Origin of the sequence: Xenorhabdus siamensis (assembly GCF_037996745.1) — a bacterium.
Lineage (GTDB): Bacteria > Pseudomonadota > Gammaproteobacteria > Enterobacterales > Enterobacteriaceae > Xenorhabdus > Xenorhabdus indica.
Genome location: NZ_JBBMXE010000014.1, coordinates 88,321 through 101,416 on the forward strand (window position 1 = coordinate 88,321; position 13,096 = coordinate 101,416).

14 protein-coding genes are annotated in these 13,096 nt (G+C 42.6%); 10 read left to right on the forward strand and 4 right to left on the reverse strand.

Going from position 1 to position 13,096, the window contains the following annotated elements:
* Nucleotides 1-112 precede the first annotated feature (112 nt).
* Nucleotides 113-1,537 carry an aspartate ammonia-lyase gene (aspA, locus tag AAC852_RS14370; RefSeq protein ID WP_340621601.1) on the reverse strand — a complete coding sequence of 475 codons (1,425 nt, stop codon included), beginning with the start codon at nucleotides 1,535-1,537 and terminating at the stop codon, nucleotides 113-115.
* A 438-nt stretch (nucleotides 1,538-1,975) separates the two neighbouring features.
* Here aspA and AAC852_RS14375 point away from each other — a divergent pair, with 438 nt between their 5' ends.
* The 4 genes from AAC852_RS14375 to AAC852_RS14390 all read left to right on the forward strand — a co-directional run bounded on the left by AAC852_RS14375 (nucleotide 1,976) and on the right by AAC852_RS14390 (nucleotide 5,168).
* Nucleotides 1,976-2,494 carry an FxsA family protein gene (locus AAC852_RS14375; RefSeq protein WP_340621602.1) on the forward strand — a complete coding sequence of 173 codons (519 nt, stop codon included), beginning with the start codon at nucleotides 1,976-1,978 and terminating at the stop codon, nucleotides 2,492-2,494.
* Between the two features lie 177 nt (nucleotides 2,495-2,671).
* Nucleotides 2,672-2,965 (forward strand): co-chaperone GroES, encoded by a 294-nt coding sequence (locus AAC852_RS14380; protein ID WP_340621603.1) that lies wholly within the window; start codon nucleotides 2,672-2,674, stop codon nucleotides 2,963-2,965.
* Nucleotides 2,966-3,020: 55 nt separating this feature from the next.
* Nucleotides 3,021-4,667: a chaperonin GroEL gene (groL, locus tag AAC852_RS14385; RefSeq protein ID WP_340621604.1), complete on the forward strand. Its 1,647-nt coding sequence runs from the start codon at nucleotides 3,021-3,023 to the stop codon at nucleotides 4,665-4,667.
* 159 nt (nucleotides 4,668-4,826) lie between these two features.
* On the forward strand, nucleotides 4,827-5,168 hold the full coding sequence (locus tag AAC852_RS14390) for a DUF4156 domain-containing protein (protein ID WP_340621605.1): 342 nt from the start codon (nucleotides 4,827-4,829) through the stop codon (nucleotides 5,166-5,168).
* Nucleotides 5,169-5,349: 181 nt separating this feature from the next.
* Here the strand turns inward: AAC852_RS14390 and epmB are convergent, their stop codons facing one another.
* Nucleotides 5,350-6,372, reverse strand: a complete 1,023-nt coding sequence (gene epmB / locus AAC852_RS14395; RefSeq protein WP_340621606.1) for an EF-P beta-lysylation protein EpmB — start codon at nucleotides 6,370-6,372, stop codon at nucleotides 5,350-5,352.
* Between the two features lie 40 nt (nucleotides 6,373-6,412).
* Between epmB and efp the strand changes: the two genes are divergently transcribed.
* Together efp and sugE are read left to right on the forward strand one after the other, a co-directional pair.
* Nucleotides 6,413-6,979 carry an elongation factor P gene (gene efp, locus AAC852_RS14400; RefSeq protein ID WP_047683220.1) on the forward strand — a complete coding sequence of 189 codons (567 nt, stop codon included), beginning with the start codon at nucleotides 6,413-6,415 and terminating at the stop codon, nucleotides 6,977-6,979.
* A gap of 220 nt (nucleotides 6,980-7,199) precedes the next feature.
* Nucleotides 7,200-7,514, forward strand: a complete 315-nt coding sequence (sugE, locus tag AAC852_RS14405) for a quaternary ammonium compound efflux SMR transporter SugE (protein ID WP_047683218.1) — start codon at nucleotides 7,200-7,202, stop codon at nucleotides 7,512-7,514.
* A 61-nt stretch (nucleotides 7,515-7,575) separates the two neighbouring features.
* Here the strand turns inward: sugE and AAC852_RS14410 are convergent, their stop codons facing one another.
* On the reverse strand, nucleotides 7,576-7,788 hold the full coding sequence (locus tag AAC852_RS14410) for a helix-turn-helix domain-containing protein (protein WP_038260439.1): 213 nt from the start codon (nucleotides 7,786-7,788) through the stop codon (nucleotides 7,576-7,578).
* Between the two features lie 147 nt (nucleotides 7,789-7,935).
* On the opposite strand from AAC852_RS14410, the gene AAC852_RS14415 reads away from it, so the two are divergent.
* Nucleotides 7,936-8,175, forward strand: coding sequence for a helix-turn-helix domain-containing protein (locus AAC852_RS14415; RefSeq protein ID WP_340621607.1), 240 nt, complete (start codon nucleotides 7,936-7,938; stop codon nucleotides 8,173-8,175).
* A gap of 124 nt (nucleotides 8,176-8,299) precedes the next feature.
* Here the strand turns inward: AAC852_RS14415 and uriH are convergent, their stop codons facing one another.
* Nucleotides 8,300-9,250, reverse strand: coding sequence for a uridine-preferring nucleoside hydrolase UriH (gene uriH / locus AAC852_RS14420; RefSeq protein WP_340621608.1), 951 nt, complete (start codon nucleotides 9,248-9,250; stop codon nucleotides 8,300-8,302).
* 404 nt (nucleotides 9,251-9,654) lie between these two features.
* Between uriH and AAC852_RS14425 the strand changes: the two genes are divergently transcribed.
* From AAC852_RS14425 to AAC852_RS14435, 3 genes are all read left to right on the forward strand, one after another.
* A complete protein-coding gene (locus AAC852_RS14425) occupies nucleotides 9,655-10,956 on the forward strand; it encodes an NAD(P)/FAD-dependent oxidoreductase (RefSeq protein WP_340621609.1) in 1,302 nt (433 codons plus the stop codon).
* Between the two features lie 76 nt (nucleotides 10,957-11,032).
* Nucleotides 11,033-11,413 carry a cupin domain-containing protein gene (locus AAC852_RS14430; RefSeq protein WP_340621610.1) on the forward strand — a complete coding sequence of 127 codons (381 nt, stop codon included), beginning with the start codon at nucleotides 11,033-11,035 and terminating at the stop codon, nucleotides 11,411-11,413.
* 15 nt (nucleotides 11,414-11,428) lie between these two features.
* A complete protein-coding gene (locus tag AAC852_RS14435; RefSeq protein WP_340621611.1) occupies nucleotides 11,429-12,925 on the forward strand; it encodes an aldehyde dehydrogenase family protein in 1,497 nt (498 codons plus the stop codon).
* Nucleotides 12,926-13,096 lie beyond the last annotated feature (171 nt).

The window sequence follows — 13,096 nt, forward strand, 5'->3', positions numbered from 1 at the left end:
TATGAAAATCTATGGTTAATAATTTGTGTTTGCTGCCAATTAAAAAGGCACGCTTCCGGTTGGAATAGCGTGCCTTAAAAATTAAGACGAACTCGTTATTATAATCATTTAATTAGTCATCAAAACGTTTTGCTTTATAAGTCGGATGTTTTAGGTTCTCAACAGAGAAAATATCATCTAATTGCGCTTCTGTCAGCAGGCCTCGCTCCAGAACGACTTCCCGGACACTTTTACCCGTTTCTGCACAGATCTTACCTACGATATCACCATTATGGTGACCGATGAATGGGTTCAGATAGGTTACGATACCGATAGAGTTAAAGACAAAGCTTTCGCATACATCTTTATTAGCTGTAATACCATTAACACATTTTTCAACCAGATTGCGGCATGCATTGCTCAGGATCGTAATAGATTCAAACATTGCCTGACCAATTGCTGGCTCCATCACGTTCAATTGTAATTGACCTGCTTCTGCGGCCATGGTAATGCAGGTATCGTTACCAATAACCTTAAAACAAACCTGATTAACAACTTCTGGAACCACTGGGTTCACTTTGGCTGGCATAATAGAAGAGCCTGCCTGCAATTCTGGCAGATTGATTTCGTTCAGACCAGCGCGCGGGCCGGAAGAGAGCAGACGCAGATCGTTACAAATTTTGGACAATTTTACTGCCAGACGTTTCAGTGCTCCATGAACCATCACATAAGCACCACAATCGGAAGTTGCTTCAATCAGGTCTTCTGCGGGTACACAAGGCAGGCCAGTGACTTCTGCCAATTTTTCCACAGCCAGTTTCTGGTAGCCGGGTGCTGTATTCAAACCAGTACCGATAGCAGTTGCTCCGAGGTTGACTTCCAATAACAATTCCGCTGTACGAGTGATATTTTTAGTCTCTTCTTTCAATAAAATAGAGAAAGCACGGAACTCCTGACCCAAAGTCATCGGCACAGCGTCTTGCAACTGAGTACGACCCATTTTCAGAATGTCATCGAACTCAATACCTTTTTTGTCGAAGCCTGCTTTTAATAGTTCAATAGAATCGATCAACTGTATGATTGAGTTGTAGACAGCAATACGGAAACCCGTAGGATAAGCATCGTTGGTTGACTGGCTTCTGTTCAGATGATCATTGGGATTCAGGTACTCATATTCACCTTTCTGATGCCCCATCAGTTCAAGACCTATATTTGCCAATACCTCATTCGTATTCATGTTTAGTGAGGTGCCTGCACCGCCCTGAAAAACATCAACTGGGAACTGATCCATACATTTACCAGTATTGAGCAGCTCATCACAGGCTCTGACAATGATATCTGCAACTTTGGCGGGAATAGTATGGAGCTCTTTGTTTGCCAGTGCTGCCGCTTTTTTCACCATTACCATGCCACGGATGAATTCAGGTACGTCGTTGATGGAGCGGTCACTGATATAGAAGTTTTCAATCGCACGTAGAGTGTGAATACCGTAATAGGCTTCAGCAGGGACTTCACGTTTACCTAACAGGTCTTCTTCGATACGAATGTTGTTTGACATGAGAACCTTCTTAAGATTGGATACGTTTTTACTATTTGTTATGTGTTTGTTTAGATAATGTTGCCGACAGCAATTGCTGTGATATTAGCCAATTACCACTAAATTGCTGGCGCGATCATATTTGGATTTGTTAGAAATGCCTTGAACCTGGATCACTTTATAGTACGATTTTATTTAATGAAATGGCATATGTGTGATTAAGGTCACGGTTACTCAGCTTAAAAGTCAAGCGTGACAAGTATTGAAAACCGTTATTGTTATCCCCACACTATGTTATCTGGCGCGTATCATCTGGAGAGTTATCATTAATGAATATGGTCATAAGGAAGAAGACTGCATTCATAATCGGATGAAAATGCCAATTTATCCCCTTCATCTTTCAGGTTGCCTCAACTAACTGTGCCTCAACTAACTGTGCCTCAACTAAAGGAGAACAACGTGCGCTGGTTTCCACTTATCCTGATATGCCTGCTGGTTTATATTGAATCAGTTCTGTTCGTCCGCATTGCTTCTGAAGTCGGGGTCTTGCTAACCCTATTATTGGTGGTTCTGACTTCTTGTGTTGGTGTTTCCCTTGTCCGTAATCAGGGAATCAAAAATTTTATGGCAATGCAGCAGAAAATTGCTGCCGGAGAAAGCCCAGCGGCAGAAGCCATTAAAAGTGTTTCTTTAGTGATAGCGGGATTCCTGTTAATACTCCCCGGCTTTTTTACCGATTTTCTTGGGTTATTGTTGCTGCTGTCTCCTGTACAAAAATTCCTGACAGCAAAATTACTGCCACATATTACCTTTTACCGCCCGAATATCCGTAGAGGAGATGGTCAGGATAATGATCGTGGGCAAACATTTGAAGGAGAGTATCAGCGCAAGCAAGATGATGCTTCCTATACTATTACTCGTGATGATCAAAAACATGATGACCAAAAACGCCATGATGATAGTTATAACAAGAAGTAATTTCGGCTTATGTTGTCTGAAATTTCAGAGGGTAATAAAAAAGTGAAATATTTTTTGCTATCCCCCCTTGAAGTATTATTTATATGCCCCAACTTGTAGCTTCATGATACTGGTTCTATTGGGTTCTGGTATCAATCCTCTTACCTGATATGGACTTTATTTATAGGAGATCTATCAATGAAAATTCGTCCATTACATGACCGCGTTATTGTCAAGCGTCAAGAAGTTGAATCAAAATCTGCCGGCGGAATTGTTCTGACTGGTTCTGCTGCGGGTAAATCTACCCGTGGTGAAGTTCTGGCTGTTGGCAATGGTCGCATTCTAGAAAGCGGAGATGTGAAAGCGCTGGATGTTAAAGTAGGTGATGTCGTTATTTTTAACGAAGGTTATGGTGTTAAAATAGAGAAGATCGATAACGAAGAAGTGTTGATCATGTCTGAAAGCGATATTCTGGCAATTGTTGAAGCGTAATTGAAAAAACTACGCTTAGATCTTCTTAATTGAACGAATTTAAAGGAAAGACACAATGGCAGCTAAAGACGTAAAATTTGGTAATGATGCTCGCAGCAAAATGTTGCGTGGTGTAAATGTACTGGCTGATGCAGTTAAAGTGACTTTGGGTCCTAAAGGCCGTAATGTTGTTTTGGATAAATCTTTTGGCGCACCTGTAATTACTAAAGATGGTGTTTCTGTAGCACGTGAAATCGAATTGGAAGACAAATTCGAGAACATGGGTGCACAGATGGTTAAAGAAGTTGCCTCTAAAGCTAATGATGCAGCAGGTGACGGTACAACCACTGCAACTGTACTGGCTCAAGCGATCGTCACCGAAGGTCTAAAAGCAGTTGCTGCTGGCATGAACCCAATGGATCTGAAACGTGGTATCGATAAAGCAGTAATTTCTGCGGTTGAAGAGTTGAAGAAACTGTCCGTACCTTGCTCTGATTCCACTTCCATTGCACAGGTTGGTACAATCTCTGCGAACTCCGACGAAACCGTAGGTAAACTGATCGCAGAAGCGATGGATAAAGTCGGTAAAGAAGGTGTAATCACCGTTGAAGAAGGTACTGGTCTGGAAGACGAGCTAGACGTTGTTGAAGGTATGCAGTTCGATCGTGGTTACCTCTCTCCTTATTTCATCAACAAACCAGAAGCAGGTTCTGTTGAGCTGGAAAACCCATACATCCTGTTGGTAGACAAAAAAGTTTCCAACATCCGTGAACTGTTGCCAGTTCTGGAAGGCGTAGCTAAGGCGAGCAAGCCTCTGGCTATCATCGCTGAAGATGTTGAAGGCGAAGCACTGGCCACTCTGGTCGTGAACAACATGCGTGGTATCGTGAAAGTTGCAGCGGTTAAAGCACCAGGTTTCGGTGATCGCCGTAAAGCAATGCTACAGGATATCGCTATTCTGACTAACGGTACTGTGATTTCTGAAGAGATCGGTCTGGAGCTGGAAAAAGCAACTCTGGAAGATCTGGGTCAGGCAAAACGTATCGTTATCAGCAAAGACACGACCACTATCATTGATGGTGTAGGTGAAGCAAGCGCAATTGAAGCGCGTGTTAGCCAAATCCGTCAACAAATCGAAGAGTCAACTTCTGACTATGACCGTGAAAAACTGCAGGAGCGCGTAGCGAAACTGGCAGGCGGTGTTGCTGTGATCAAAGTTGGTGCAGCAACTGAAGTTGAAATGAAAGAAAAACGTGCACGTGTTGATGATGCTCTGCATGCAACTCGCGCAGCAGTAGAAGAAGGTGTTGTTGCTGGTGGTGGTGTTGCTCTGGTTCGCGCAGCGGCAGCTATCGCAGATCTGGTTGGAGACAACGAAGATCAGAACGTAGGTATCCGTGTTGCACTGCGTGCAATGGAAGCACCAATGCGTCAGATCGTAGACAACGCGGGTGAAGAGTCATCTGTTGTTGTGAACAACGTGAAAGCAGGTCAGGGCAACCACGGTTATAACGCTGCAACTGAACAGTACGGCGACATGATCGAAATGGGTATTTTGGATCCAACTAAAGTAACACGTTCTGCACTGCAATTCGCAGCTTCTATTGCTGGTCTGATGATCACGACTGAAGCGATGATCACTGATCTGCCAAAAGATGACAAAGCTGACTTAGGCGCAGCTGGTGGCATGGGCGGTATGGGTGGAATGGGCGGCATGATGTAGTGCTGTTCATCCTGATAATGGAATTACCCGTCCATTAGGATAAAAGTTTGAAGGCGAGCAGAAAATATCTACTCGCCTTTTTACTTTTTACTCTTAATGAAATACAAAAGGGTATATTTATCATTGTGGTATAAGTTCCAACAACCGATGAGGGAAGAAATGCGAATTAAAATTTTGCTCGGAATGTCTGTACTGCTGCTGGCTGGTTGCACAACGAATAATCAATTAACTGCCGCTGGCTCTAATGTACGTTTTGTGGATACTCAGCCGGGGAGCGAATGCCAGCGGTTAGGTGAAGTGACTGGTACTCAGAGCAACTGGTTCAATGGTATTGGTAATGAGAGCAGCTCTATGCGTGGTGCAGCTAATGATTTACGTAATAAAGCGGCTGCAATGGGGGGAAATGTCATTTATGGTGCAAATAGTCCATCAGAAAATCTGTTGGGTAGCTTTGTTCCCCTTGATAGTAAAATGGTTGGACAAGTCTATAAATGTCCTTAGGCATCAGTAAGAAGGCACAGCAAAAGAACATAATGCAGTTTGGGCAATGTCCAGAAAAACGTTTTGTAACACGATAATTGATCGGTTTGTTTGAATTTCTGTGCACTGCCCATTATGAAATGTTTTCGACGGTGAGTTTATTGAATCAGTGATGGCTGAACACCATCTTGATGAATTAATGCTACCCTAAGCCTAAATCCAGTGGTGTTTTACTCGGTTCGCCACCTATTTCCTTTGTCAAACGCGGAACCAAATAGCCGGAGACTTTAGTCAATAGCTCCCTCATAATGGTTTTTGCTTCCTCATCAGTGACAAGAAAATGTGCAGCTCCCTGAACTTTATCCAGCACATGGATATAGTAAGGTAAAATACCCGCATCAAATAACGCATTACTTAACTCTGCCAGAATATCGGCATTGCCATTTACATCACGCAATATGACGCTCTGGTTCAACAGTGTTACTCCCACTTGTTTCAATCGCATCATGCTATTGCGAAAAGTATCATCAATTTCGTTTGCATGGTTAATATGAGTTACCATAATCACTTGCAAATCTGATTGTGCTAAGCGGTTGCATAATGAAAGAGTGATCCTGTCGGGGATGACGACAGGTAAGCGGGTATGAATACGTAATCGCTTAATATGCGGGATGGATTCAAGATGAGTAATTAGCCAATCCAGTTCATGATCTTTCGCCATAAGCGGGTCACCACCAGAGAAGATGATCTCATTCAGTTCAGTATGCTGTTCAATATAATTAAGTGCTGCATGCCAGTTGTTTTTATTACCTTTATTGTCTTGATAAGGGAAATGGCGTCGGAAGCAATAACGGCAATTTACCGCGCAGCCTCCTTTGACCAGTAATAAAGCACGGTTGCGATACTTATGCAGCAATCCGGGAACCACTGGATGTTGTTCATCTAATGGATCAGTGGAAAAACCGGTTGGAGTATCAAACTCTTCTCGTGCAGTCAGAACTTGTAGTAATAAGGGATCCCGCGGATCGCCTTTTTTCATTCGTGATACAAATGCTCTTGGCACGCGCAAAGGAAATAGACGCCGCGCCTCATTGCCTTCATTTAATATGGCGTGCGTGCTCAGGGACAACAATTGCAACAACTCATTGGGATCAGTGATAACATCTGTAAGTTGTTGTAGCCAGACTTCTCTGGCAGGGTGAATTTGGGTTATAATGTGTGCCATTTTTTGGCTAAGCCATTTCGTTAAAAATTAGAGGATCTCCATGGCTACTTATAGTACCAATGAATTCCGTTCAGGTCTTAAAATCATGTTAGATGGCGAGCCGTGCGCTATTCTTGACAGTGAATTTGTTAAACCTGGTAAAGGGCAGGCATTTGCCCGCGTCCGTATTCGTAAGTTGATTTCTGGTAAACTGTTGGAAAAAACTTTTAAATCAACAGACTCTGTTGAAAGTGCAGATGTTATGGATATCAACCTGACTTATCTGTACAACGACGGTGAATTCTGGCATTTCATGAACAACGAAACTTTCGAGCAATTAGCTGCGGATGCAAAAGCCGTTGGTGACAATGCTAAGTGGCTAATCGACCAGGCAGAATGCATTCTGACTCTGTGGGATGGCCGTCCTATCGCTGTTACTCCACCAAACTTTGTTGAACTGGAAATTGTTGACACTGATCCGGGCCTGAAAGGTGATACCGCAGGTACTGGTGGTAAACCAGCGACTCTGAGCACTGGCGCGGTAGTGAAAGTACCTCTGTTTGTACAGATCGGTGAAGTCATTAAAGTTGATACCCGCTCTAACGAATACGTTTCTCGCGTTAAATAATCGCGTATTGTTATTTTAAAAAAACCGTAGCCTCTTCGTCTAGAGGTTGCGGTTTTTTGTTGTTCTCGATTTTGTTACACGTTGCGACTCTCTGATCTAATAGTTATAATCCTGTTGCATTTCTTATCGTTATCTGGGACGACCTGGATAAACGCCATCTGATTGGGGACGGCCCCGCTTTTCATTGGATAATGTTCCATTAGATATAAGGTGAAAAGGCATGTCTTGGTTGATACTGCTCATCGCGGGTTTACTTGAAGTTGTGTGGGCTGTGGGCCTGAAATACACTCAGGGTTTTTCTCGCTTAGTTCCGAGTCTAATTACCATCAGTGCGATGAGTGTCAGCGTAGGGTTACTGGCTTATGCCATGAAAAACTTACCAGCAGGAACTGCCTATGCGGTATGGACAGGAGTTGGGGCTGTAGGTACTGCGATCTTCGGTATCATGGTATTGGGGGAATCTGCGAATTTTGCCAGGATATTGAGTCTTGGCCTGATTATTGTTGGTATTATTGGCCTGAAACTTACCAGTTGACTGTTAGTAAGGTCTGATGATTTGTAAATGAACCCAGCATAATGCTGGGTTTCATCTTTGCTCATTTTTTCTCATAACGAGAAGGCCATATCTCTTCCGGTGTCAGTCCTAGTGCGGCTGCGATAAGACGTTCTCCTTTTGGCCAATGGCGTTGTAGAGCATTGGCAAGCGTTGATGATGCTAACCCGGCAGTACGTGATACTTCTGATAGTGTTGTGCCTCTTTTTTTCAATTCAGCAATGATATCAGCAGAATGCCAATCTTTATTTTCCATTCTTAAGTTCTCCTGTTACCTGTCATTTTTCAATTAAAAAGAAATGAATTAATAGTAGACTATGAGTCACGTATAATAACATAACTAAGATTTAAATGTGACTCATAGTCCGTGGTCGGATAAGTAACATGAATCGATACTTATCGGATGAAAACATCGAACAACATCAAATCCATTTTTGGACAAAGAATTAGATATCTCAGGAAGGAAGCTGGGATGTCGCAGGAGGCTTTTGCCGATAAATGTGGTTTGGATCGAACTTATGTCAGCGGCATTGAACGTGGTGTCAGAAATCCTACCTTAGAAATTATTTATGTCATTGCGAATGGATTGCAAATTGAGTTGAATGAACTGTTCAGTTTTGAGACTTCCATCACTCCTAATTAAAATTTCTACAAATTATCTCATTAGTCATGCTAAGAGACGGTCTAAAACTCTATGGCGTAAAACCACCTTTGGACTTCGTAAACTCCATGCCCAAAGGTGATATTGAATATAGGGCATAATGTTATCAGAGCGCTGTCTCCCCAATATTATTTAGGGCATCAATGACCATCTGCCAAAATTTGTTTTGATCCAGCTTTACGGCAACTTGAGTATGGCAATCTTCTGGGGGAGGAGTGCGAAAGTCAGCGACGGTCATACCTGTCGTTAAAGCGCCTGTCATCTCGATATTTATGGGGACTTTTTGGGTAGTCATAACCGTAGGATCAATGACATAAGCAACTGCGCAGGGATCATGGACTGGAGGATACTTGAAGCCTTGCCATATCCGATAACTTTCTCCATAAAACTCCAGTGCATCCAATACGAACTGAGCTGGACGTGTTTTTATCCGGGCGATTGCCTCAATCACTTCTGGGGTTGCCTGAGCTTGATGGGTAAGATCTAATCCGACCATTGTTAGTGGCCATTTTTCATTAAAAACAATGTGGGCAGCTTCAGGGTCAATCAAGATATTAAATTCAGCAACAGCGCTCCTGTTACCTATATGATAACCACCTCCCATTAATACAACTTCTTTTATTCGTTCGACAATGTGGGGGGCTTTTCGGGCAGCAAGGGCGATATTAGTCAAACCTGCCGTTGGAACTAACGTCACGCTTTTAGGTGGATGTTCCATGATGATATCAATGATTAAATCAACTGCATGCCGGGGATCCAGTTTTATTACAGGCTCAGGTAATTCAGTGCCATCCAGACCGGTTTCTCCATGAATGTCAGGTGCAGTTTTGATCTCCCTTACCAGTGGGCGATGGCATCCCGCAGCAAACGGAACATTGTGGATATTAGCGATATGGGCAATGGAAAGCGCATTACGGGTGACTTTATCTAAGGTTTGGTTACCAACAACAGTCGTCACAGCTAAGAGTTCGATATTGGGATTTCCATGGGCAAGCAGCATGGCAATGGCATCATCGTGACCAGGATCACAATCGAGGATAATTTTCTTAGGAAGCATATTTATTCCTTTTACAGTGCCTAAAAATTATGGTGCTCAAATATACACATCAAGAATAATTCACCATCAGTAAAAATTCTTCTACTGACTATCACAAAATGACATGATAAAAATCATAACTTATTAACAATAACTTTAATTATTGTGATGTAATTAACATACAAATAACAAACAATTTGAGCATTTCTAATACATATGATTCATATATAGAGCGAATATTTGTGGATGAACTTTTCTTATTTTAATTAACTTATTAATAATTTATTTTCGTATCCTTTTGTTATTCCAATTGAATAAAAAATGTTACTGAATAAAAGATTTTAAATAAACGCGATACACGTCCCTGAATAGAAAGCGGTTGGCAGTGCATATCAGGGAAAAGACTGATGCTCACGGGGTGTAATATGAACAATCAGATCGATTCATTAACATACTATGCGGCAACTAAAAAATATGACCTTCGCTTCCCAACATTGACAGAAGATCTGGATGTCGATGTTGTTATCATTGGTGGTGGATTTTCAGGTGTAAATACAGCTCTGGAACTGGCAGAAAAAGGCATTACCAATATCGCGATTTTGGAAGGAATGACTCTGGGATATGGTGGAACGGGGCGCAATGGCGGGCAAGTTATGACTGGCATTGGTCATGATTTGGATCGGATTAAACACCATGTCGGTGAAAAAGGTCTGGAGACAATATTTAAAATCAGCAACATGGGGGCTGGAATTATTCGTGACCGGATCGCCAAATATGATATTAAGGCGGATTTCAGCCGGGGTTATAGTTATCTGGGTTATAACTCCCGACAAGAGAGGACACTGCGTGGCTGGCTGAAAGGATTTCGGGAAGCTAGTCCTGATGAAGAGATTGAACTTTATACTGGCTCAGAAGTTAAGAAAGTCATTGGTTCAAATCTTTACACTTCTGCATTGAAACATATGGGCGGAGGGCATGTTCATTCATTGAACCTATTGTTGGGCGAAGCCAAAGCGGTCACAGAGTATGGTGTCAAAATTTTTGAAAATAGCCAGGTTTTGAGTGTGGAATATGGCCCAAGGGTTACCGTTCGTACAGCAATAGGCTCTGTGCGGGCAAACAAAATGCTATGGGCGTGCAATGCTTTTCTGAATGGTCTTGAACCAACTATTTATAAAAAAACGATTAATACTTACGCATTCCAGTTAATGACAGAAGAACTCTCAGATGAACTGATAGAAAAAATCAGCCCGATCCGTGGAGCATATAGTGATATCAACCCTGTTATCAATTATTACCGGGTCACCAAAGAGAACCGATTGCTATTTGGTAGTGCGACAAGATATTTCGAATATATTCCTTCGGATTTAAAAGAATGGAACCGCAAGCGGATGCTGGATGTTTATCCCTACCTGAAAGATGTGAAAATTGAATTAGCATGGGGTGGACCTATGAATTGTAGCGCCAATCTCTTCCCGCAAATAGGCTCTTTACCAAAACATAACAACGTGTTCTATGTCCAAGGTTATTCGGGTTTTGGTGTAACGCCAAGCCATATTATCTGCAAGATACTGGCAGAAGGAATGAGTGAAGGCTCTGAGCGCTATTCACTGCTAAGTTCTATCCCACATCTTAATATTATCGGCAAAGATAAATTGAGGCATTTGCTTCTTTCTGCCGGAAAGATTTGGCATCAAGCGTCAGGCTATTGGAAAGGGCGCCGTTAATGTTATTGATTTTTGGATTTTCACTATCTTTTGCACATGAACTTTTTTGCACAATTAATTCTGAAAGGTAAAAGTCATGATAAAGCCGTTATTGTTAGATAAAGCACTTCCTGAATTAATACCGATTGGTAGTGTCACCAATCTTGGCTCTATTGTTGTAGAAGGCGATCCACAGGCAAGCGGTGCAATGATCCACGGAGAGCCAACGGATAACCTGACTTGCGGTATTTTTGCCTGTACTAAAGGGAAATTTAAGATGGTTTATCCCTTCGATGAAATGGCAACTGTTTATGAAGGCTCCGTGAAACTGACGGATGTTAAAACGGGAGTTATGGTCGAATACCACAAAGGTAACTCATGGTTTGCGGCGAAAGGCACTGAAGTCTTGTGGGAAATCACCAGTGAACGCTTCGTTAAACACTATATGGCGTGTGTCAATGCTCAGGTTTCAGACTGACAAGAGGGAAATGTAATGAGTGAAATCACTTTGCTAGAGTCCGTTACAGCTTTTTTGCAACGTTCTCATGGCCATTATATCAATGGACAAGCTGTTCGTGGTCAGGAAGGCAAAACCTTTTCGGTCGTCAATCCAGCATCTAATGAGGTGATTGCTACCGTCAACCAGGGAAGCCAGACAGAAGCTAATGCTGCTATGGAGGCTGCATCAACGGCTTTTCATGGTTCATGGGCACAAACTTCTCCTATGGAACGTGGCAACTGCCTGATTCGATTGGCAGATTTACTGCAAAAACATAGTGAAGAACTTGCCCAGCTTGAAAGTCTGTGTTCAGGAAAAACCATTCAGTTATCACGTATGCTGGAAGTTGGTGCTTCTGCTGAATACTTGCGCTACTTTGCCGGTTGGTCGAGTAAAATAAGCGGTGAAACGCTGAATGTTTCATTGCCATCGTTCAAAGGGGAGCAATATACCGCCTTTACCCGCCGTGAACCTGTTGGTGTGGTAGTCGGGATTATTCCATGGAATTTCTCGATTATGATCGCCAGTTGGAAACTGGGGGCGGCATTGGCTTGTGGTTGTACGATTGTTCTGAAACCCAGTGAATATACCCCCTTAACTATGCTGCGTGTAGCAGAACTGGCGAAAGAAGCTGGAATTCCTGATGGTGTGATCAACATTGTCAACGGTTCTGGTGCTGGTGTGGGTGCGGAACTACTCGCCCATCCACTATGTGCTAAGGTGACTTTTACCGGATCAGTCCCTGTTGGCATGTCGATTGGTAAATCTGCCATGGAGCATGGTCGTTTGCTCCGTACAACGCTGGAATTGGGTGGCAAAAATGCAGCCGCTTTCCTGCCAGATATGCCGGTCGAGAAAATTGTTGAAGGAGTATTAGAAGCTGGTTATATGAATCAGGGGCAAATTTGTGCGGCGGCAGAATGTTTCTATATTCCCTCTGTTCACATGGATGCGGTTTTGAAATTACTTTCTGAACGCTTGTCTGCGATGAAGATTGGCTCTCCCCTTGATGAAACAACAGAGATGGGACCTTTGGCAAACAAAGAGCATTACGAAAAAATTCTGTCCCTATTTGAAAAAGCACGTCAGGAAGGAAATGAAATCATATATGGTGGACATGCACTGGAAGGGAAAGGTTTTTTTGTTATGCCAACCGTGATCCGGGCGAAAAGTGCCGAAGATACGTTAATGAAAGAAGAAACGTTCGGCCCGATAGGGGCTTTCCTCAGTTATGATAATGAGGAAGAACTGATTGCCATGATGAATGCAACGCCATTCGGCCTATCTGCCAGTTTATGGACAAACGACTTAAGTAAGGCAATGCGCATGATCCCACGTATCCGGGCGGGTATTTTATGGATTAACATGCACACGTTCCTTGATCCCGCAGTTCCATTTGGTGGTATGAAATCTTCAGGAATTGGTCGTGAGTTTGGTAAGGCATTCATTGAGCATTACACAGAACTCAAATCGGTCATGATGCGGTACTGATAGCAACAGGCACTTATATCTAACGAATTTCAGGTTGTTTCACTGAGTGAAAACGAGGCAACCTGAAAAATATCGAACATAGTCGCTGGGCTGTTTCTTACAATTTGCAGGGATGTCTATAGTTACAATACATATTGTAAGAAATTGTCATAAATATGTTATTAGCCTTTC

Bases quoted from the DNA above. Each gene is read 5' to 3' on its own strand.
- efp (WP_047683220.1), top strand. From the start codon at position 6,413: ATGGCTACTTATAGTACCAATGAATTCCGTTCAGGTCTTAAAATCATG.
- AAC852_RS14430 (WP_340621610.1), top strand. From the start codon at position 11,033: ATGATAAAGCCGTTATTGTTAGATAAAGCACTTCCTGAATTAATACCG.
- AAC852_RS14390 (WP_340621605.1), top strand. From the start codon at position 4,827: ATGCGAATTAAAATTTTGCTCGGAATGTCTGTACTGCTGCTGGCTGGT.
- AAC852_RS14425 (WP_340621609.1), top strand. From the start codon at position 9,655: ATGAACAATCAGATCGATTCATTAACATACTATGCGGCAACTAAAAAA.
- epmB (WP_340621606.1), bottom strand. From the start codon at position 6,372: ATGGCACACATTATAACCCAAATTCACCCTGCCAGAGAAGTCTGGCTA.
- AAC852_RS14410 (WP_038260439.1), bottom strand. From the start codon at position 7,788: ATGGAAAATAAAGATTGGCATTCTGCTGATATCATTGCTGAATTGAAA.
- AAC852_RS14415 (WP_340621607.1), top strand. From the start codon at position 7,936: ATGAAAACATCGAACAACATCAAATCCATTTTTGGACAAAGAATTAGA.
- aspA (WP_340621601.1), bottom strand. From the start codon at position 1,537: ATGTCAAACAACATTCGTATCGAAGAAGACCTGTTAGGTAAACGTGAA.
- AAC852_RS14435 (WP_340621611.1), top strand. From the start codon at position 11,429: ATGAGTGAAATCACTTTGCTAGAGTCCGTTACAGCTTTTTTGCAACGT.
- AAC852_RS14380 (WP_340621603.1), top strand. From the start codon at position 2,672: ATGAAAATTCGTCCATTACATGACCGCGTTATTGTCAAGCGTCAAGAA.
- groL (WP_340621604.1), top strand. From the start codon at position 3,021: ATGGCAGCTAAAGACGTAAAATTTGGTAATGATGCTCGCAGCAAAATG.
- sugE (WP_047683218.1), top strand. From the start codon at position 7,200: ATGTCTTGGTTGATACTGCTCATCGCGGGTTTACTTGAAGTTGTGTGG.
- uriH (WP_340621608.1), bottom strand. From the start codon at position 9,250: ATGCTTCCTAAGAAAATTATCCTCGATTGTGATCCTGGTCACGATGAT.